We start from the raw sequence: 20,841 nt of genomic DNA on the forward strand, positions 1-20,841 counted from the left end.
GATAACCGTGTAATAGCTATAAATTTTTAAAATATGATGAAGCCTAGAATTGGTATGCTACATTTTGAGACCATGGAATGGATACACGAGGTAGAATTCTATTTGGATGAGTTTAATGTACTTGAAGAATTAGTAAAACGTAAAGAAGACTATAGCAATTTAGCGAAACAATTGCATAAAGATATCGCTCATACTATTAGCACCGTTTTGGATCGATTAATTATAGATTTTATTCATCAACTAACGTATCATGAAAAACACTTATCTAGTTTCATTATGGGCAATACAAAAACAAGCGCTGAACTATATTTAGAAAGGCACCAAAAATTAGCTAAAACACTAAGTCAATTAAAGGATAAGGTTAGGGAGTTAAAGAAAAAAATATACCGATATCTTCTATCAAAAAAACATGAACAGCGTCATGGTTTTCCTATTTGATAACATGTAGGTATATTTATTTTAACTATTTTATGCTAAAAAGAACCTTTTTTATATTGCTTTCAATTGGTCTTGTAACGATAGGCTGTGGAAGACCAATTACGAAAAATGACAATGGTCGTATTATTGAATTGAGCGAAGATGATGTATTTACCATCAAACTAAAAGAGCCGGTTCAATCAGAATATGAATGGAGTATCGTGTCAAAGAATAACCATATTAAACTTACAGAACCAATTATCAGAAATGATACCGATATAAGTACAGAGTTTACATTTGAATTTAAAACAGTTGGAACCGGAGAGGACTTCCTTAAATTAGTGTATACTAATGGACCTTTCATCAAAGATTCTTTTGAGTTAAGGGTCATTGTGGGTACTATAGGACGTATTGAAGCTAATGAGAGATAGACTTCTAAATGTATTAAAAAGGGGCTATTTGAAGATGTTAAATTTTTTTTTATTAAATAGCGCAAGATTTATTGGATTTAGGGGGTGGTTTTTAGTTTGACATATAACCAATTTTTAAATTAACAAGAAAGTGCTACTAAAGTAGCACTTTACGAGTCTAATATCCTTTACTTTTATAGTATGAATTATTAGAAATCTATTCTAGTAAAATATGTTTTTAAAACGTAACGTCAAGGAACTGTTCTACATCCTAAGAGACGAGAATAATGACACTTTAAATCAAAGAAAATGAAATTAATTACAATGGTACTTATGTTGAGTATGACGTTTATTGGATCTGCTCAGACAAAAAAAGATAAAAAAATTATAAAAGATGGCACAAAAGCAAAAAAGGAATTGATAAAGGTCGATGCTGGTATCCATACTTTTTTTGAAAAATCGGCAGGGTATGTCCTATTCCCGAATGTTGGAGAGGGTGGTTTTATAGTCGGTGCCGCATCAGGTAATGGGGTGCTGTATCAAAATGACAAGGCGAAAGGTATGGCAGGTCTTAAAAAATTGGATGTTGGTTTCCAAGCTGGAGGTCAATCCATTATCGAAATTATATTTTTTGAAACAGAAGAGGATGTGCGTGAATTTGAAGAAGGGAAATTTCAATTTTCAGCCCAAGTTTCTGCGGTAGTTCTTAAATCGGGTGTAGCGGCAAACGCTAAATATAAAGAAGGTGTTGCTGTTTTTGCGGTGCCCAAATCAGGACTTATGGCGAAGGCTTCTGTAGGCGGACAAAAATTTAACTACCATTCTTTTTAGAAAGAAGATATCTTAAAGGTTCTCTCCCATGGCTGTAAATTATAAATACAAAATGAAAGAATCATGAAAATATCTTTAATAGGTACGCTAATGCTTTTTTGCATGTTCATGGGGCACGCCCAAAACAGTTACGAAATCACGGAGCAGAGCATGCCTTATAATAAAATGGCAACTAGTTTTACAGCCAATATAATTGGCCAGAATGAAAGCAATGTCTATTATCAATGGCAGAAATTTATTGAATCACATAAAGGCAAGACTTATTTAGTTTTTGCCAAAGAAGGCAATGTAGAGTTTGAGAGTGAACATGTACTTCTTCCAATGTTAGATAATAAATCTGTTACCTTACATACTCGATTTTCTCCTAATTATTCAGAGAGTGGAATATTGTTAACTTTATGGATAGAACTTCCGGATGGAGATTATTATTCATCAATGACTGATGAAGATTCTGCCAAAAAAATAAAGGATTGGTTGTTAAAGTATGACCTACAGCTCACTGAAATAAAAGGAAGAGATTGATGCCATAAAAATAATTCTAGTCTAAAATTTGATAAGTATTTTATAATGGTTTTATATTTATTTGAGTAGCTATTTTTAGCCTTATGCACTTAGAATTTAAATTGTTATTCGGCAATTCAATTTAAAAAAATTGCTAAGCTTTTTAATAATGATTGAGTCAAATTTTTTGCAAAAGATTCCAAAGTTTCTTAATCATCCAATTGCTATTAACGTTTATAGCTGCCTATTTGTGAAAACTTAAAAGGCAATTTATCACACTTATCAATTGCCTTTTAAAATAAAAGGTATTTACTATTTATTTAAAATAAAAAATATGAAAAGGATATGTATTGCTTTAGATTATAATCCATCGGCGGAAAAAGTAGGGAAAATAGGATATGAGTACGCTAAGGCCTTAAATGCGGAAATTTTTTTAGTGCATGTTATTTCGGATGCGCCTTATTATTCTATTGATTATTCTCCATTTTTGGGCTATACTAGTCCTTTCAATACGGGTTCTGTAGTATTGGTAAAAGAACTTATGGAGGGCGCATCAAATTTTCTGTCAGATTCAGCAACTCATTTAGGAGGAGGAAAGATAAAAACAGCCGTTTTAGAAGGTGAAGCAGGTGTAGCTATTTTAGAATACTTAGATGAGAATAAAATGGATTTGTTGGTAATAGGAACGCACAGTCAAAGCTCCTTAGAGAATGTGTTGCTAGGCAATACGGCTGTGAAAATTGTAAAGCATACCAAAATACCTTTGCTGGTGGTGCCCACAAAAGTTGAGCAATAAAAAAGCTGTAAAGTAGAGTACTTATTATTCTCTGGAAAACCATATAAACAGCCTTATGGTTTATCTAGTTGATAGGAATCGGTATAGCTGCGGAATTTTGCTTAAATTTAAAAGTAGCGGATATAGTGGTGATACTTCTAAATTAGTTTATGCGGTGTTCGGTGTAAATTTAAATAGCCTATATAAAAGCTATATCATTCTAAGCAGCTGTCTGTAGCACCTGCAATGTTCAGACCATCCTCAAACTAGGCCTCTAAATAAAAAAAGCATAGGTAAATCTAGGGTTAAAAGCGTCGTTAAGCTTTAAGCTAATTTAATATAAGTTATTTCTTTTAAGACAATATTGGCGATGTTTGAACATTCAAGCCCTATACTATACATGAACAATTAATAAAACGCAATAAATAAGGAAAAACACGGAAAGAACTATTTAAAAAAGTTCCATAGACATAATTTGAAATGTACTAAATATCACACAAGAGCATTATGCTATTTATGGACTGCTGTAAAAAATCATTTAACAGAAGTAGCGTGTCATCAAGATGTAAATTATCAGCGAGCCGAGTATTATACAGTTGCGAATCATAGTAGTGTTCTCCTCAGAAAAATTAGAAATTAAACAACACGCTTGGTCTGGTCATTTTATTATGCAATTATGAGAAGCAGTTTAAAATTTAAAATACTTTATTTTTTTTTAAGCATATATAGGAAATGGAATATCAACATTGTCTTAATAAGAATATTCGTTTTACAATCATAAAAATTCAAGACGAATATCTAGAATTAATTAAATACAGGAATAAAATACCTTAAAATTTCCCAAACAATGAAAAAAAACAGATAAATAACAAGGGACTAAAAGAATATTTAGATGCTTTAAATGGTTTCATAAAAACATAAGAATAAGAACATTAAAAACTATAATAAATGATAATTCAAATAAATACAGACAAGAATATTTCTGGAGAAAAAAGAACGGAAGATTTTTTTACATCTCAAATTGAAGAAGCCTTAAAAAGGTTCGAATCTCATATTACTAGAATAGAAGTTCACTTAAAAGATGAAAATGGGAAAAAGGATGGATTTAATGATATTTCATGTTTAATAGAAGCTAGACTTGAGGGTAGGCAGCCCATTGCTGTTACCAATCAAGCAGAGACTATGGATCTTGCATTAACAGGTGCTATTCATAAAATAAAAACCGCTGTAGAAAGCATTCTTGGAAAATTAAAAAAACATTAAAACCTATATTTATGAAAACAAATAACAACTTAGGAATTTGGATGGATCATGCAACGGCACACCTAATTGATTTAAATTCAAAAGATGAATGCCGCATAATTGTCTCAAAATTCACGACAGATGTAAAGGAAGATGCTTTAATTAAAAGCGAAAGTTTAATGCATAATAAAAGACAGCAAATGCAAGAAGAATATTATGAAGAAATTGGAGCTAAAATTTTAAAATATACTCACGTACTTTTATTTGGACCAACAAATGCAAAAGTAGAATTACACAATTACTTAAATAAAAATTTACATTTTAAAGATGTAAAAATTGATATCGAAGCAGCAGATAAAATGACGGATAATGAAAAAAATGCCTTTGTGAAAAGTCATTTTGAAACAATATAAATCATAGGAACAAAAATAAAGGCAGTTCCTATATAATTAAAGGGTCGTATAGTGTATGAACAAATAAAATACGGCAACTACATTTTTTTAGGTTAATTGCTTGTTTACTTGTGTAATCGTACGGATTGCCGCCTAATTCGTTCCTGTATAAGGATTGTTGTTTAAATATTCAACTTTCCTTGTGCAGGAATGATTTTTATAATTAGGATAATAATAGTAAGATTCGGGGTTGTTGGACTCCTTTTTACTTTAAAAAATAGTTTGATTCAATACCGCTGTTAAAGGGAGTTTTTATTGCTTTTTAAGTACACCGAAAAAGAATAAGAATTCAATGTATGTGATAAATTTAATCAGTCTAGTATAAATGCTTATAGCTTAATTTAATACATGGATTTATTTACTATTATTAGTATACTGATGGTACTAGTTTCCATTTTTGCCTATCTTAATTCTAGGTTCTTAAAATTGCAGACAACCATTGGGACTATGATTATTTCCATCCTTTTTTCCTTGGGAGTACTTGGGCTATCAAAACTATTTCCCGATCTAATTAAATTTGAGAAAGATATTGTAGGAACAATTGATTTTAAAAAATTATTGATGGAAGGCTTATTGAGTTTTATGCTCTTTGCAGGAGCAATACACGTAAATTTTAATGAGCTAAAATCACAAAAATGGAAAATAGTAGCTTTTTCTAGTTTCGGTGTGTTGCTATCTACAGCCTTGGTGGGAGGTATTTTTTTCTGGGTATTGGAACGTATCGGTATGCCTTTACCATTAATGCATTGTTTACTATTTGGGGCCTTAATTTCTCCGACAGACCCCATATCGGTTATGGGTATTTTGAAGAAAATTGGCATTAAAAAATCTATGGAGACCACCATTGTTGGAGAAAGTCTTTTTAATGATGGAGTAGGAGTCGTTGTTTTTCTGACCTTATTACAATTTGCCAATGCAGGTAACTTAGATGGTATTGATCCAATAGGTATCACGAAAAATTTTTTAATTGAAATAGGAGGGGGGTTACTCTTTGGATATGTGCTAGGGCGTGTGACGCATAGAGCAATTTCAAAAATTAACTCTTATGAAACGGAAGTTCTTATTACCCTAGGTATGGTAATGGGTGGCTATGCCTTAGCTGGGAAGGTTGGAGTTTCTGGCCCTATTAGTATGGTTGTAGCCGGACTTATCATAGGAAATAAAACCTATCGCCAAGAGAAAAAGGAGAATACTCTAGATTATGTAGATAAATTCTGGGAGTTGATAGATATCCTGTCAAATGCGGTTTTGTTCGTACTGATTGGTTTGGAAATTGTGTTGATTCCTTTTACAGGACAACTTCTGATTGTGGGAGTATTAGCTGCCTTTGTCGTGGTATTGTCTCGCTTTCTATCGGTAGGTGCTTTGGTTGTACTACTGAAGAAATGGTTGCCTTTTGATGCAAAAACTTCTTTGATAATGACCTGGGGAGGACTAAGAGGTGGTATTTCTATAGCGATGGCACTTTCTTTACCTAAGGAAGTTTCATGGGATAATATTGTGCCCATTACCTATTTAGTCGTAATTTTTTCTATAATTGTACAAGGACTAACTTTAGAAAAAGTAATTGTTAGGTTAACAAAGTAATTGATTTGTGTTTTTTAAACTATTCGCCCAATAATTTTGGTAAAAAATAGAGCCAATAGTTCTCCTATTATTAAGTAAGGAAATTTTATAAAAAAAATATTAATGAAGCAAGCTAGAAAGGTTATACTTCAACATAACGTGTTCGTTAACTTTAGTATTTATTTCTTAGGGTATAATTTTTTTTGCAGGTCTTCCAATTCCTTTTCTGTTTTCTTTAGTTCTTTATGTGCTTCTAACATTTCTTTTTCCTCTTGATCATTTAAATGATCATATACATCAAGTGATAATTTTTTGTGGCGATCGTGCAATCTTGCAAGTTGGTCGCGCTCATTAATTCCATGGATCATACTAGTGATTTTTAATGTTTATTAATTTAGTTTTATTAAGTCTACGCGCTCTAATTAATTATAGAAGATGTTTTATGTCCTTAAGCTAGGACTTAATACTAAGCTAAAGTTAGGTAAGTTAAAAGAGAAGTAGTGTTACTTTTGTTGCACTTAGGTCTTATTTTTTTTCTAGGAATAATCAACAAAAAAGTAGGCATTAAAGAAACATGGTATAATTCTAAATACACAATCAGAATAGCTATCTATTACCTGAAATTATAAGATTTTACCTTCTTCACAAAAGAGAGTACCCACGGGTAACTAATTATATTGTGTACTGGATATGAGACTTTTAACCTTCAATCTATTTTTTATTTTTAAAGAGGTGAGCGCAGTGACATTATTACTGTTAATTGATTATTAAAATTAGAGCATTTAAAGAGAACTGTTACAAAAGTAGCATAGTGCGAAATGTAGTCCCCATAATTTTACTTAGAATTTAAGTTTAACTAATTAATACATATAATATGAAAAATGGAGTTACTGTCGCTATATGCGAATCGCATAATGAAGCCGAAAAAGTAGTTAAGGAATTACAAGACTCAGGTTTTAATATGAAAAAACTTTCTATCGTTGGTAAGGATTATCACGAAGAGGATAAGGTTATTGGGTTTTACAATACTGATGATAGAATGAAAAGTTGGGGATCAGCAGGTGCTTTCTGGGGAGGAATTTGGGGTCTTATTTTTGGTGCAGGATTTTTTCTAATACCAGGTCTTGGCCCAGTAATGTTAGCGGGTCCTATTGTATCGTCATTGATTGGAGGTCTAGAAGGAGCCGTCATTGTTGGAGGGTTATCTGCCTTGGGAGCTGCTTTGTTTGGTGTAGGAATACCAAAAGATAGTGTTATACGCTATGAGACGGCTTTAAAGGCTGATAAATTCTTGGTTATTGCTCATGGTACTTCTAAAGATTTGGAGCAAGCAAAAAAAATAATGTCAGATTCGGCTACCACAGAAGTTCATCTTCATTCCGGAGAAACTGTACCTGCTTAATCAATCATAAAAAAAATAAAGACTTTTAACTGAAATTAATATATCAAAATTTTAAAACATGAAAACAACAATTTTAAGTGTTGTACTCTTGGGGTTTGCATTCCAGAGCTACGCACAAGACATGCTCTATCGAGCAAAAATAAAAGTAGAAGATGTACCTGAAATAGTGGTAGCAGCTATAGATGAAGATTTTCCAGATTACGCAATATTAGAATATGAAGCCGTACCTGTTGAGTATGTAGAAGGAGATGTTTACTTTAACCCTAATATTGAATCTTTAGAAGATTATGATACGTTTCAAGTTATTCTTAAAGGTAACGGGAATGAAATGACTGCTACTTATGATAGCGAGGGTAATCTACTAAATACTACCGAGCACCTAAAGGATTTAGCCTTACCTATAGCAGTGCGTCATTCATTAGCAAAGGCTTATCCAGGTTGGTCTTATGCAAAGGATACCTATACTATGGTTCAATATAAGAATAGTAAAGAAAAACAACGTTATAGAATTGTACTTGAAAATCATGGTAAGAAAATAAGAGTTCATACTAATGCCAAAGGCAAAATTTTAAATCATCATAAAAGAGCTTAATATTTTATGTTTATTACAATAATTACCAAAAAGTAGGGAGGAGTAGAAAATTAAAAGCTACAACTGCCTACTTTTTTTATTTAATCTAATTTTTAATAAAATATTTTTTTTATAGATAGGCTATGATTATTTTGAAATTAGCTATTGTCAATGTTAACCAAATAATTTTTTCCTTCCCATTTGTCTGCTTCTTTCCAATAAAATGTAAATTGTAATGAGCTAGACTCTTTATTCTCAGGCTTAATATCCGTTGCAAATACGCCAATAGTTAAACTCTTAGATTCTTTTATGGCTGTTGTTTTCCAATCGTTATCTGTCCAATGAATCGTGCATGCTGCAAAGGTCTCAATTCTCAAGGTTTTTCCTTTAGGGATTGTTTTTATTCCGTTATCAAAACGCCATATTTGAAATTTAGCTATTTTCTTTTTTAAGAGATAACGTTCTTGTGTCTGTTCAGGCATGTCAAATACTTTTTTATCATGTATGGAAACACAGAGTTTTATATATTCTGCATGTGCCCAAGTAAGCGGCATTGCAGAACCCGTATGCTCACCAAAGTACAGCCCTTTTTCAGGGATGTCGTGGGTATCCCAAATCTGTTCGGGCAAAAGGCCGTTATTAGCAAAGCCATCCATAGCCTGTAAAAGAGTATTGGCATATTCTATATTACCTGCGGCTACTTCATAATGACCTCTTTCTCCAGAAAGTAGAGGCCATGGGCGGCCTATTCCTGTTCCATCATACGGATCTCCATCTTTTTGTTCGCCATAGCCATCATTATTATAGCGGTACCAGCAGGGACCATGTGGGGTGTTAACCTTTAACTGAGCATCAATTACTTTTAAGGTGTTCAATATTTTAGGATCATTGGGATCACGTATCCCAAACCGTACTAAGGCCAAAGTATCTACACTTATCAGTTCATTAATTTTTACTGTTCCCTTACCATAATGATGATTTTTCAATTCCATTGTCCTATTGCCAAGTTCGGAAGCAGGTATATTGGTAAACGGGTTTATACGGATGTAATATCCTTCCACACCAATTTTTCGAGCTAAGGGAGTATCCGTAACATAGGTGCGAAATTCTATAGTTTCATTCCAACAATCAGCAGTTTCTCTACAGTATATGGCAAAGTCTTTTTCTCCATTAATTTCTGCAAGTTTTGCGCCAGCAAGTAGTGCCGCTATTTCTGCTGCAATGGTAAAGGGAGAAAAACCACTTTCCTCTTCCCAACGATCTTGTTGTGTAAATGGCCCGTTTACTAATAGGAATATAATGGCTTTTTTAGCTAAAGGCCAATATCTAGTCATTCGATGCTTGCCTATAGTATTCCGTAAATACCCTTTGAGCATTTCCAGTATCGGTAGGGCAACCTGATCCATTTGTAGGCCGTTCCAGTTGGGTTCTCCATGTAGCCACATGTTTTGTGGCCAACTACCATTTGCATTTTGGGTAGACATTAAATAATTTACAATACGAGAAACATCAGCTTTAGTTTTTAGGGCATGAAAACCACCTGCACTCTCTACTAAGTCTCGTGGCCATACTACATGGTATCCACTTTTGTCAGCATCGCCTTTAGTTTCTCCCCAAGGAATTGAAAGACTGGCAATAATACCGCCAGGGAAATTTTTAGCCTCATGCATTCGCAGCATTGCTGCGCTAATCATAAAATTCTGAGCAGGAAGTTTGTAGAGAGATTCCTGCCAGTTTTTCCATTCCTCAATATATCTTCTTTTTGCAGTGTCAAAACCATCTAAAAGACTTGCTCTTGCATGGTTGGCAGCTTCCAGATGGGTTCTTCCAAAACTTATTGCTACTACAAAATCTTGATCAGAAAGATCTATTTCTCCTGTTAACGCAACATTCCCATCATTGGCATGGTCAAACTCCCACCTCATTATTCCGTGTTGCCTAATATCAGTCCAGCCATCAGATGTTCCTACATATCCCGCTGAGCGTTTCAGCCATTTTGCAGAACAAGCCATAGCCAAAGCGATAGCTCCATTTTGTGCAAACAACATAGGAACACCTTTGTATTCTCCTATCCAACCAGTGTTGTTGGAACCTTCATTATTTAAATGTGGGGCTAAGAGAGCGAAAAGCTGTAAGGGGAGATTCTTGTCTTTCTGTTCAAAAGTTACCTGTTGTAAGATGCTATTTCTAAAAGGGTCGACAATAATTTCTTTGGTTATTTGATATTTATCAAAAGTGTCATAATTAATGATTTTATACGCAGGAATGCCATTCTCAATTGTTGAAATGGTTTGTCTTGTATCTCTTTTCTCTTCAGAAAAAAACTCATGACCATCAGTAACAATGAAACCCATATCGCGCATACATGCAATATCTTCTTGTGGGTAATACGCTTCGTTTAGAATACCGTGACTAATGGTTAGTGTTACATTAGAAGATGCATTTAACGCCTTACCGATACCCGATTTAGCACTTGAACTCCATTTTGATTCCATTCCCGGTGCTCCCGGTGCTCCAGATTCTTGAGGGATATTTTTGATCGTCATTTCTAAGAGTGATTATTAATGTACTCCTGTCTCTGTTATATATAGTATTTTCAACACCTATTTATTTACATTTAAAGCAGAAAGCTAACTTCATGTGGATGCGTACATTTCTAATTTACATCAGTATGTTTTTAATTTTAACAACCCACAAAAACAAATTCTTATATCTTAATGATGTCGCTTGGTGTTTCTATGAAAATAGTTTTATTACCACGTAGCGCTATGGGTTCCATCATAATTTCAGGATTGTGCTGGATCATTTTTATCCAATCATCTGTAGAAAAAGTATGGTGTTCAAAGAGCTTTCTATAAGACGTATGATCTTGATTTACAAGATCGGCAACCTCTAGATGTAAACGATCCGCAAGTTCTACTAGTTGGGTGCCTGTTAGTTTTGTTTTTAAAATATCTATTTCTAGAATTTTCAAACCCTCTGCTTTGGCATAGGCCAAGGTTTGTTTACCTCGTGTGGATTCTGGATTGTAATATAAGGTAATTTGTCTTTTTGACGTAGCAATTTCACCCATAATCTTGATTTTAAACTAATTATTCTTTGTTTTTTCTTCTTCTAAGTAATGTTCTAATAGTTCCTTAAGGCTTTCAAGATATTCCTTCATTACTATTTTGTCCATATGAGGATGGGCATTGTCAGGTAAGGTCATCGGGTTCTCATCTAATGAGCGATAGAGTTCTGGGTAATTGGTTTCAATATTTGTAGTAAGTTGGGTAATCTCATTAAGGATTGTATGTAAATTTTTCATTAGAATGCGTTTTAATTTAGGTCACCTTTAGTGATATGCATCAATAGGATTAATCAAGATATAAAAGTAGTGTAGTGACTTATCCGAAACTATGATTTAGGTCATACTAAATAAAAGGGAATTGAGCGATAACTAATTAGCAAGCCTTTAAATATTTACTCAGGAAAAAATAGTGAGCCTTATCGAAATAAAAAAAATAGAAATGACAGTAAATTTATACCCTGGGTGCTACTTAGACCTTAATTTGAAAAAAAATAAATTTAGAAATATAAGTACTTCCTGTTACGAGTATCAGCAGCACTATATTCGCTATGAAAGATAGCTATCTTCTAACATTATTTTTTTAAAGAAAAAAAAGAAGTTTCTCAATAAAAATTGGCCACTTGAACAAGGCTTTCAATATTTAGCAGCTGAATTTTACGTCCGTTTGTAGCAATGAGCTTATCGTGTTTAAAATCATGAAGTACACGAGCCAAAGTTTCAACTACTGTCCCAGCCATATTTGCTAAATCAGATCTAGAAAGTGAAATGTATGTATTAGGCATATCATCAACTTTATATTTGTCGTGTAAGATTAGTAGATTAAGAGCTACACGCTCCCTTACAGTACGTTGAGATAAAACGGCCATAAGATTTGCTAACACACTGAATTCATGGCTTAAGCTTTTTAATAATAATCGAGAAAATGAAGAAGAGTTTTTTAATATTTCATTGAAATCATTTATCGTTATAAATGAGATTAAAGCGTTTTCTATAGCAACTGTTGTATCTCCGTAACTACTTTCACTTAATACCGAAGAATAACCGAAAAACTCGCCAGCATTATAAATGTATATGATCTGTTCTCTCCCATCATTATCCATTTTATATTTTTTAACTTTACCTTTCTGTAAGTAGAAAATACCAGAGGGCAATGTACCTTCCGTAAATATAGGCTGGTTTTTACGATACTTTTTATCAACCATTATATTTTCAAGGAAATCCCTATCCTGTGAAGGTAATTCGCTTAAAATATATTGACTATTGAATGTGAATTTAGCTATCATAAATGAGCAACAAAGTTAAATCTTAATTTACTTTTTAATTTAAAAATTGATTTAAATCAATTTTGATCAAGACTTCAGTCAACCAGGGTTGTTTTATGTCGACTACTTTTGTACTCCACAAATAAACTATTGTATCAATCTTTTGTAAACTACGAAATCCGCTCTAGAATACCGCACATAGTTACAAAAAATTAAAGGATATAAAATGTCAAAAATTAATAGAGAAGCTGTTCTGAACTGCCCTGTTTGCGGTTCTAAATACAAGCAAAAAATGCCACAGATAGGCAAGCATATTAATAGTAAGTGTGTTTCTTGTAATACTGTTTTTGGAATAAATAATACAAATGATTGCTGTGTTTATTGCACCTATAGCGACGTTCTATGTCCGAAAACACAAAAAAAAATAAAGAATAGCCAACGAAAGTAATATCAATTACCTAGATCTAAAAACTATTTCAAAAATATAGAAACGATGATGCAGGTTCCTAAAAATATCTATTATACAAAACATCATCTTTGGTTACAGAAGATAGGGCTATATGATTTTTGTGTAGGGATAACCGATTTTGGTCAAAAAGAAATAGGTGTTATTGATATTATTGAACTAAGTAAGAATAAAAACGTTCTAAAAAAAGGAGCTACTTGGGGTGTTGTTTATGGAACCAATGATACGTTCCATTTAATTGCTCCCTTTGATTGTAAAATTATTGAGAAAAATAGCGGCTTACAGAAGTATACCGCATACGTGAATACGGCCCCTTATAAATACTGGTTTGCTATTTTAACCGCAAAAATAGATACTGTTTCCTTATTAACTTTTGAAGAGTATATACAGTTGACAAAATGATATTTAAAAATTTACAATTAAAAATTGATATAGAAGATACTCTTTTCAATACGCTTTATCCTCTACCCATAAAAAAGCTTTCTGAATGTCATTGGACACCAGTGGAAGTAGCCAAATTGGCGGCCGATTATTTGGTCGTTAAGCCAAAATGTAAAATTTTAGATATTGGCTCTGGGGCAGGAAAATTTTGTTTGGTAGGCGCCGCTTCCACACATGGTCTTTTCTATGGTGTGGAGCAACGAGAGGGACTTGTAAAGCTGTCTCAAAGAATTGCGAAAACACATCACATAAAAAATGTAGAATTTATTCATTCTAACATTACAAAAATCTCTTTTTCGCAGTATGATTCCTTTTATTTTTATAATTCTTTTTATGAAAATATGGGAAATTTTTTTGCCATTGATACAGCGATACCTCTTAAGGAAAAATTATATTTTACATATTCAGAATACGTGAAAAATCAATTAAAAAAAACTCCTGTAGGAACACGCCTTGTTACGTATTGGAGTGATTGGTTAGAAATTCCTGAAGGTTTTGATTTAGAACTAACAGCTTTTGATGGTAAACTTAATTTTTGGGAAAAGAAGTTTTGATTAAGTGCTAGCTATTAAAAAGCCATGATTACCCATTTATTTGAAATCAAATAAGATAAGAACATTCCGATTAATTTTTAAATATAATTTATGAATATACTTGAGAAACTACAAACACGACTTGGCCCATTAGGTGAACATGCACACTATGCTCATGGGTATTATGCGTACCCAAGACTTGAAGGGGAAATAAGTAATAAAATGATGTTTAATGGTGAAGAGAAATTAGTATGGAGTCTAAATAATTATCTAGGCTTAGCAAACCATCCAGAAGTAAGAATAGCCGATAACGAAGGTTCAAGACGTTATGGACTAGCCTATCCTATGGGAGCGAGAATGATGAGCGGTAATACAAAGCTCCACGAAAAATTTGAAGCTGAAATTTCTGAGTTCGTAGGTAAAGAAGATGCTTTCCTTTTAAACTATGGGTATCAAGGGATGGTATCTATAATTGATAGTTTGGTAGATAGAAATGATGTTATTGTATATGATGCAGAATCTCATGCTTGTATTCTTGATGGTGCACGGTTGCATATGGGGAAACGTTTTGTTTTTAAACATAACGATATTGAAGATTGTGAAAAACAATTACGTCGTGCTCAAAAAATAGTAGAAAAAACCAATGGGGCAATTTTAGTGATTACCGAAGGAGTTTTTGGTATGCGTGGTGATCAAGGGAAACTTAAAGAAATTATAGCTTTAAAAGATACGTATAGCTTTTCATTATTGGTAGATGATGCACATGGCATTGGTTGTATGGGAAAAACAGGTGCAGGAACAGGTGAAGCACAAGGTGTGCAGGACGGCATTGATTTTTACTTTGGCACCTTTGCGAAATCATTTGCGGGAATAGGCGCATTTATGGCAAGCACTAAAGAAGCAATTATGTTCTTTAAATATAATATGCGGTCTCAAATATTTGCGAAAGCATTGCCTATGCCCATGGTTTTTGGGGCTTTAAAACGACTTGAATTAATACGTACACGACCTCTATTAAGAGAACGTTTATGGCGAACCACAGAAGCCTTACAAAAAGGATTAACTAATGCAGGATTTGATATAGGCAATACAAATTCGCCAATTACTCCGGTATATTTAAACGGAACCATTGATGAAGCCACAGCCTTGGTGAGTGATTTACGTGAAAATCACCATATTTTTTGCTCTATGGTTGTGTATCCTGTGGTACCAAAAGGGATGATTATATTACGATTAATTCCAACCGCAGAACATACTTTAAAAGATGTTGAACGGACCATAAGCGTTTTCAGTGAAATAAAATTAAAATTGGTTGATGGTCATTACAAACAAAAGGTTGAGATGACTATTTAATAATCTATAAAATATTTTAAGATGAGGCGAGTAGTAATAACGGGAGTAGGGGCTATCACTCCTATAGGAAATGATGTAAAAAGCTATTGGAATAATTTGCTTAATGGGGTGTCGGGAGCTGGTAAAATTTCCCGATTTGATACCACAAAATTTAAAACAGATTTTGCTTGTGAGCTAAAGGATTATGATGCTTTAAATTATTTTGATAAAAAGCAAAGTCGAAAATTAGACCGATTTAATCAATATGGCCAGATAGCCGCAGATGAAGCGATAAAAGATGCTAATTTATGTTTTGAGAAATTGGATACCGATAGAATTGGCGTCATTTTTTCCAGCGGGATAGGTGGCTTTGAAACCATAGAGAAAGATATCATAGCATTTAGTCAAGATCAATTTAATCCAAGATTTAATCCCTTTTTTATTACTAAAATCATAGCAAATAGTTTAGCGGGTTCTCTTTCTATTAAATATGGTTTACGAGGTGTAAATACGTGTACAGTTACCGCATGTTCTTCTTCCACTAATGGCCTAATTCAGGCATTTAATTATATTAGATGGGGAAAAGCAGATATCATTATATCTGGTGGTTCCGAAGCGCCTATCAACCAGTCTGCCGTTGGCGGGTTTAATGCTATGAAAGCTTTATCTACGAACAATGAAAATTTTAAAACAGCATCTAGACCATTTGGCAAGACCCGTGATGGTTTTGTTCTTGGTGAGGGTGCAGGTGCATTAGTGGTAGAGAGTTTGGAAAGCGCACTAAAGCGAGATGCTAAAATATATGCTGAAATTATTGGTGGCGGGGAGACGGCCGATGCTTACCATATTACCAATACCCATCCTGAAGGAATAGGTGCATATCTGGCTATGAAAGAAGCGTTAAGAGAAGGCGGAATTTTACCAAAAGAGGTGAATTATATTAATGCACATGCTACTTCTACAGGTCCTGGAGATTTATCGGAAGCAAAAGCTATTGAAACGCTCTTTAAGGATAGTTTGGACACTATTAGTATTAGCGGAACAAAGTCTATGACAGGACATCTCTTGGGGGGTACAGGTGCCATTGAAGCTATAGCTACATGTTTGTCAATACATACAGATTTAATTCCACCCACCATGAATACAAAAGTAATGGATGCTGCAATCGCTCCAGGTTTTAAGGTGACACTTGGAGCGAAAACAAGTAAAACTGTGGAGTATGCTTTGAGTAACAATTTTGGATTCGGAGGCCATTGTGCCGCTGTATTACTCAAAAAATATAATGAATAAATAAGGCAGGAAGACTATGATTTAGGATATAGCCTTCCTGCTCTTTTTATTATTAAGTAATTCCTTATAAATTTTCTTTAGCTTTTTTAATGGCGGTATGTATATCTTCAACAACAAGTTCGCTTTCTATACATAAAAAAACTTCGTTTTTTTCAAAATCTTTTCTCAAGTCTTTTCCAACACCGGAAATTATAACCTTTATTTTCCGTGCCTTATAGGTTTTTATTATTTCTTTAATGCTCTGGTATCCTGTAGCATCTATTAATGGAACGTAGCGCATTCTTATAATAATTACTTTAGGCTGAAAATGTGTATTGGTAATGGTTTCTTGAAATTGTCTGGCTGCTCCAAAAAATAGAGGTCCGTTAATTTCATATAAAATAACTCCCTTAGGAATATCTAGCATTTCTTCGTCAAAAAGATCTTCATCATTACCAATTTCGGATGAAAATCCTTTAATCTTAACAGATTCGCTCATTCTTTTCATAAACATAAAACTGGATAAAACGATTCCAATTTCTATGGCAATAACCAAATCAAAGATTACCGTAAGAAAGAACGTGGTTAGTAAAATAATGACATCCATTCTATTGCCTTTTAGAATAGATTTAAATTGTTTCCATTCACTCATGTGGTAGGCTACAACCATTAAAATCCCAGCAAGACATGGCATAGGTATTAATTTTGCATAGGGAACAAATAAAAGCATAATAGCTAATAAGACTATAGCATGAACGATACCTGCAATAGGTGTTCGTCCTCCATTTTTTACATTAGTAGCTGTTCTCGCTATAGCGCCTGTAGCGGGAATTCCACCAAAGAGAGATGACATTATATTTGCCGCTCCTTGTGCTACCAATTCCATATTTGTACGGTGTTTTCCGCCAATCATAGCATCCGACACTACAGCAGAAAGGAGAGACTCGATACTCCCTAATATGGCAATGGCAAATGCCGGTTGAATAAGCGCTTTAATCGTCTCGAAATTAACCTCTGGAACATGGGGGAGCCCTAATTTATTGGGAATTGTCCCAAAATTACTTTCAATAGTATCCACAGGAATATCAAACAATACCACAGCTAGAGTAGATAATAGTATGGCAACGATAGATCCAGGGACTTTTTTAACTAATTTTTGGAAATAGAGTGTAATAAATATAGTGGCGATAGCAATAGCAATAGCATACCAGTTTATACGGTCAAAATTGCTAAAATATACCATCCATTTATCTATAAAATCAGCGGGAACTTTTTCAATATGAAGTCCGAAAAAATCATTGATTTGAGTAGAAAAAATAATAAGAGCTATACCACTTGTAAAACCTACAATAAGAGAATAGGGGATGTATTTTAGTAAATTTCCTAGTCGAGCTAAACCAAAGCCAATAATAATAAAACCAGCCATAAAAGTAGCAATGGTAAGTCCGTCTGTGCCGTATTGTTGCACAATACCATAAACAATTACAATAAAAGCACCTGTTGGTCCTCCAATTTGAACTCTGCTTCCTCCAAAAGTAGAAATAATGATACCTGCAATAATTGCAGTTAAAATCCCTTTTTCGGGAGAAACACCAGAGGCAATAGCAAAAGCAATAGCCAATGGTAAAGCAACAATCCCCACAATTAACCCCGACAGGATATCTTTAGTTAAGGTTTCTTTTGAGATGCCCTGTTTTAAAAGAGAAAATAATTTGGGTGTAAATTCTTTGCGCATTGCTTACTCGTTGATTATTTTATTCGTGTTCCTTTTAAGCGTTTATTCTATCTTACCATTTGGCCTGTAAGTGATGGTCATATGCAATAGAATAGCTCTTGCAATACGCATTAAAGGAATTTGTAACATAAAACTAAATAGTACAATAAATGGAAATATATATTTGAAAAAGCTATGCATGCTATTTACGACTAATCCCAAAGAAATTAATGGGATGAAAATTAGAAGTACAATAGGATAGCTAATCCATAAGGCAGCAGAATAAAATCCAGGCTCAAGCTTAAAATCTTGTTTGCAATGAGGACAATTATCGGGCATCTTTAGGATGTCTTTAACTACAAATAATCCGGGATTATAAAATAAATTTCCTATTTGACAACGTGGACATTTTAATTTTAAAATACTATAACTTTTGGTTCCTTTTTTCATCTACAATCATTCTAAATCATGATAGTTATTTTTTTTGTGTTGATGAAGCTACATATTGTTTACAATAGCTTCTCCAAATTCTGAACATTTAAGTAGCGTGGCACCTGTCATCAACCTTTCAAAATCATAGGTTACTGTTTTTTTCTTAATAGCTCCTTTCAACCCTTTGACAATAAGGTCTGCAGCTTCTTGCCAACCCAAATATTCTAACATCATTACGCCAGAAAGGATTTCGGAAGAAGGGTTTACCTTATCTTGATCTTTATATTTTGGAGCCGTTCCATGTGTAGCTTCAAAAATAGAAACACCTGTTTTGTAATTTATATTGGCACCTGGTGCAATACCTATTCCGCCTACTATAGCCGCTAAAGCGTCTGAAATATAATCTCCATTTAAATTTAAGGTTGCAATAACATCATATTGTTCTGGTCTCAGTATAATTTGTTGTAAGAATGCATCGGCAATAACATCTTTGATAATTACCTGATGTCCATTTTTTGTAATAATCTGCCAAGGACCGCTTTCATAATCTTTTGCATTAAATTCATCTTTAGCCAATTGATACCCCCATTCTTTGAATTTTCCTTCCGTAAATTTCATGATATTGCCTTTGTGGACAATGGTTACTGAATCTCTTTTATTATCAATAGCAAATTCAATTGCCGCTCTCACTAACCGTTCTGTACCTTCTTTTGAAACGGGTTTAATTCCAATAGATACGGTATCAGGAAACCGTATAGCAGTTACCCCCATTTCGTTGATAAGGAAGTTCTTTACTTTTTCCAATTCAGGAGTACCATTCAACCATTCTATTCCTGCGTAAATATCTTCCGTGTTTTCTCGGAATATAACCATGTCTACTTTTTCAGGAGCTTTAACAGGCGAGGGTACTCCTTCATACCATTTAACAGGTCTTACGCAGGCATATAAATCTAATTGTTGGCGTAATGCTACATTAAGAGATCGCATACCACCACCTATTGGTGTTGTTAACGGGCCTTTAATAGCAACAAGAAATTCTGCAATACTTTGAATAGTCTCTTTGGGCAACCATTCTCCAGTTTTTTCAAAGGCTTTTTCACCTGCAAATACTTCTTTCCATTTAATTGCTCTGTTATCACCATATGCTTTTTGAACGGCTGTATCTATGACTAATTTGGTGGCTTTCCAAATATCTGGACCCGTACCATCTCCTTCAATAAATGGGATTATAGGTTTGTTAGGAACATTTAATTTGCCGTCAATAAGACTAATTTTACTTTCATTCATAATTTACAATACCTTAAGTTTAATACAAATATACAATAAATGTTATTTTAAAACATAACAAATGTTATATTTTTATATTGTTTTTAGTATATATTTGTCACATGAAAAATTTCTATTCGCAATTTGATTTTCAGAGTAATCTACTTTTTGACATATTGACTTCTGATGAAAAAAAAATAGTATATGATGCAATGGAGCCTTTATTTATAAAAAAAGGAAGTCTCTTATTTTATGAAGAAGGAATACCTACAGGGATCTTTCAAATTGAAAAGGGGAAAGCAAAAAAACTTAAAAGAGGTTTTTCTGGTGCCGAACAAATTTTTTATATTTATACAGCAGGAGATGTGCTGGGGTATCATGCACTATTTGGAGAGGAGCGTTACCAGGATTCTTGTGAAGCCTTGGAAGATTTGGAAGTTAATTTTATTCCTAAAAATATATTTCTTGAACTCTTGCAAAATATTCCTGCTTTACAACAAACGTTTATTAAGAATATTGGTCATGAATTTGGTGTATTAGCCAATATCATAGCTGTACTTGCTCAAAAAAATCAAAATTCTAGATTGGCTATTAATTTACTTATTTTGGAAAATCGATTTAAAAAACAGCAAAAAGAGCTTGGTATTGATTTAACACGAGAAGATTTAGCTAATATTATAGGTACTTCAACGGAAAGCTTGGGGAGGAGCCTCAAACAATTTAAAGATGAAGAGATTATTGAAGTAAATAAACGAGTTATTCACATCATAAATAAGGAGAAAATCTTACAACTTCTAAATCTTGACTTGGTCCTTTAGAATTTATTTTCATGATTTACCAAAGACCTCGTACATATAATTGAGTATTATTCTGCACACAATAGCTTACT

Annotated in this window: 24 protein-coding genes; 16 read left to right on the forward strand and 8 right to left on the reverse strand. The window is 33.5% G+C overall.

The window, feature by feature from the left end; genetic code table 11:
* The first annotated feature begins 33 nt into the window (after positions 1-33).
* The 8 genes from CELAL_RS14920 to CELAL_RS14955 all read left to right on the forward strand — a co-directional run bounded on the left by CELAL_RS14920 (position 34) and on the right by CELAL_RS14955 (position 6,215).
* The gene (locus CELAL_RS14920) at positions 34-438 is read left to right on the forward strand and encodes a hypothetical protein (RefSeq protein ID WP_041557752.1); all 405 of its coding nucleotides are present in this window, start codon (positions 34-36) and stop codon (positions 436-438) included.
* Between the two features lie 32 nt (positions 439-470).
* Complete coding sequence (locus tag CELAL_RS14925; RefSeq protein ID WP_041557753.1) at positions 471-848, forward strand: hypothetical protein; 378 nt, start codon at positions 471-473, stop codon at positions 846-848.
* Positions 849-1,136: 288 nt separating this feature from the next.
* On the forward strand, positions 1,137-1,658 hold the full coding sequence (locus CELAL_RS14930; RefSeq protein WP_013551723.1) for a lipid-binding SYLF domain-containing protein: 522 nt from the start codon (positions 1,137-1,139) through the stop codon (positions 1,656-1,658).
* 63 nt (positions 1,659-1,721) lie between these two features.
* The gene (locus CELAL_RS14935) at positions 1,722-2,180 is read left to right on the forward strand and encodes a hypothetical protein (protein WP_148229689.1); all 459 of its coding nucleotides are present in this window, start codon (positions 1,722-1,724) and stop codon (positions 2,178-2,180) included.
* A gap of 313 nt (positions 2,181-2,493) precedes the next feature.
* Positions 2,494-2,955: a universal stress protein gene (locus CELAL_RS14940; RefSeq protein ID WP_013551725.1), complete on the forward strand. Its 462-nt coding sequence runs from the start codon at positions 2,494-2,496 to the stop codon at positions 2,953-2,955.
* Positions 2,956-3,882: 927 nt separating this feature from the next.
* A complete protein-coding gene (locus CELAL_RS14945; protein ID WP_013551726.1) occupies positions 3,883-4,197 on the forward strand; it encodes an HPF/RaiA family ribosome-associated protein in 315 nt (104 codons plus the stop codon).
* An 11-nt stretch (positions 4,198-4,208) separates the two neighbouring features.
* The gene (locus CELAL_RS14950) at positions 4,209-4,589 is read left to right on the forward strand and encodes a hypothetical protein (protein WP_013551727.1); all 381 of its coding nucleotides are present in this window, start codon (positions 4,209-4,211) and stop codon (positions 4,587-4,589) included.
* 417 nt (positions 4,590-5,006) lie between these two features.
* Positions 5,007-6,215: a cation:proton antiporter gene (locus CELAL_RS14955; protein ID WP_316928357.1), complete on the forward strand. Its 1,209-nt coding sequence runs from the start codon at positions 5,007-5,009 to the stop codon at positions 6,213-6,215.
* 158 nt (positions 6,216-6,373) lie between these two features.
* On the opposite strand, the gene CELAL_RS14960 is transcribed toward CELAL_RS14955, so the two are convergent.
* Entirely contained in the window at positions 6,374-6,562 is a 189-nt protein-coding gene (locus CELAL_RS14960; protein ID WP_013551729.1) for a hypothetical protein, read from the reverse strand.
* 506 nt (positions 6,563-7,068) lie between these two features.
* Here CELAL_RS14960 and CELAL_RS14965 point away from each other — a divergent pair.
* A complete protein-coding gene (locus tag CELAL_RS14965; protein WP_013551730.1) occupies positions 7,069-7,596 on the forward strand; it encodes a general stress protein in 528 nt (175 codons plus the stop codon).
* A gap of 58 nt (positions 7,597-7,654) precedes the next feature.
* The gene (locus CELAL_RS14970) at positions 7,655-8,188 is read left to right on the forward strand and encodes a hypothetical protein (protein WP_013551731.1); all 534 of its coding nucleotides are present in this window, start codon (positions 7,655-7,657) and stop codon (positions 8,186-8,188) included.
* Between the two features lie 137 nt (positions 8,189-8,325).
* Here CELAL_RS14970 and CELAL_RS14975 read toward each other — a convergent pair whose 3' ends face one another.
* The 4 genes from CELAL_RS14975 to CELAL_RS14990 all read right to left on the reverse strand — a co-directional run bounded on the left by CELAL_RS14975 (position 8,326) and on the right by CELAL_RS14990 (position 12,520).
* Positions 8,326-10,713 (reverse strand): glycoside hydrolase family 15 protein, encoded by a 2,388-nt coding sequence (locus CELAL_RS14975; protein WP_013551732.1) that lies wholly within the window; start codon positions 10,711-10,713, stop codon positions 8,326-8,328.
* A gap of 161 nt (positions 10,714-10,874) precedes the next feature.
* Entirely contained in the window at positions 10,875-11,240 is a 366-nt protein-coding gene (locus CELAL_RS14980; protein WP_013551733.1) for an arsenate reductase family protein, read from the reverse strand.
* A 15-nt stretch (positions 11,241-11,255) separates the two neighbouring features.
* Positions 11,256-11,474, reverse strand: coding sequence for a hypothetical protein (locus CELAL_RS14985; protein WP_013551734.1), 219 nt, complete (start codon positions 11,472-11,474; stop codon positions 11,256-11,258).
* Between the two features lie 365 nt (positions 11,475-11,839).
* A complete protein-coding gene (locus CELAL_RS14990) occupies positions 11,840-12,520 on the reverse strand; it encodes a Crp/Fnr family transcriptional regulator (RefSeq protein ID WP_013551735.1) in 681 nt (226 codons plus the stop codon).
* 205 nt (positions 12,521-12,725) lie between these two features.
* Between CELAL_RS14990 and CELAL_RS22870 the strand changes: the two genes are divergently transcribed.
* From CELAL_RS22870 to fabF, 5 genes are all read left to right on the forward strand, one after another.
* On the forward strand, positions 12,726-12,947 hold the full coding sequence (locus CELAL_RS22870; protein WP_013551736.1) for a GDCCVxC domain-containing (seleno)protein: 222 nt from the start codon (positions 12,726-12,728) through the stop codon (positions 12,945-12,947).
* A 45-nt stretch (positions 12,948-12,992) separates the two neighbouring features.
* On the forward strand, positions 12,993-13,367 hold the full coding sequence (locus CELAL_RS14995; protein ID WP_013551737.1) for a glycine cleavage system protein H: 375 nt from the start codon (positions 12,993-12,995) through the stop codon (positions 13,365-13,367).
* Positions 13,364-13,960, forward strand: a complete 597-nt coding sequence (locus CELAL_RS15000; RefSeq protein ID WP_013551738.1) for a methyltransferase domain-containing protein — start codon at positions 13,364-13,366, stop codon at positions 13,958-13,960. The genes CELAL_RS14995 and CELAL_RS15000 overlap by 4 nt, the downstream gene beginning before the upstream one ends.
* A gap of 90 nt (positions 13,961-14,050) precedes the next feature.
* Positions 14,051-15,292, forward strand: a complete 1,242-nt coding sequence (locus CELAL_RS15005) for an aminotransferase class I/II-fold pyridoxal phosphate-dependent enzyme (protein WP_013551739.1) — start codon at positions 14,051-14,053, stop codon at positions 15,290-15,292.
* A 21-nt stretch (positions 15,293-15,313) separates the two neighbouring features.
* The gene (fabF, locus tag CELAL_RS15010; protein WP_013551740.1) at positions 15,314-16,561 is read left to right on the forward strand and encodes a beta-ketoacyl-ACP synthase II; all 1,248 of its coding nucleotides are present in this window, start codon (positions 15,314-15,316) and stop codon (positions 16,559-16,561) included.
* 64 nt (positions 16,562-16,625) lie between these two features.
* Here fabF and CELAL_RS15015 read toward each other — a convergent pair whose 3' ends face one another.
* Genes CELAL_RS15015 through icd form a run of 3 tightly spaced genes read right to left on the reverse strand, consistent with a single transcriptional unit; the run spans position 16,626 to position 19,973 of the window.
* Positions 16,626-18,275: a SulP family inorganic anion transporter gene (locus tag CELAL_RS15015; protein ID WP_013551741.1), complete on the reverse strand. Its 1,650-nt coding sequence runs from the start codon at positions 18,273-18,275 to the stop codon at positions 16,626-16,628.
* Positions 18,276-18,317: 42 nt separating this feature from the next.
* On the reverse strand, positions 18,318-18,704 hold the full coding sequence (locus tag CELAL_RS15020; RefSeq protein WP_013551742.1) for a DUF983 domain-containing protein: 387 nt from the start codon (positions 18,702-18,704) through the stop codon (positions 18,318-18,320).
* A 48-nt stretch (positions 18,705-18,752) separates the two neighbouring features.
* Positions 18,753-19,973: an NADP-dependent isocitrate dehydrogenase gene (gene icd, locus CELAL_RS15025; protein ID WP_013551743.1), complete on the reverse strand. Its 1,221-nt coding sequence runs from the start codon at positions 19,971-19,973 to the stop codon at positions 18,753-18,755.
* A gap of 101 nt (positions 19,974-20,074) precedes the next feature.
* Here icd and CELAL_RS15030 point away from each other — a divergent pair, with 101 nt between their 5' ends.
* Positions 20,075-20,770, forward strand: coding sequence for a Crp/Fnr family transcriptional regulator (locus tag CELAL_RS15030; RefSeq protein ID WP_013551744.1), 696 nt, complete (start codon positions 20,075-20,077; stop codon positions 20,768-20,770).
* The last annotated feature ends 71 nt before the right edge of the window (positions 20,771-20,841 follow it).

The organism is Cellulophaga algicola DSM 14237, assembly GCF_000186265.1.
GTDB lineage: Bacteria > Bacteroidota > Bacteroidia > Flavobacteriales > Flavobacteriaceae > Cellulophaga > Cellulophaga algicola.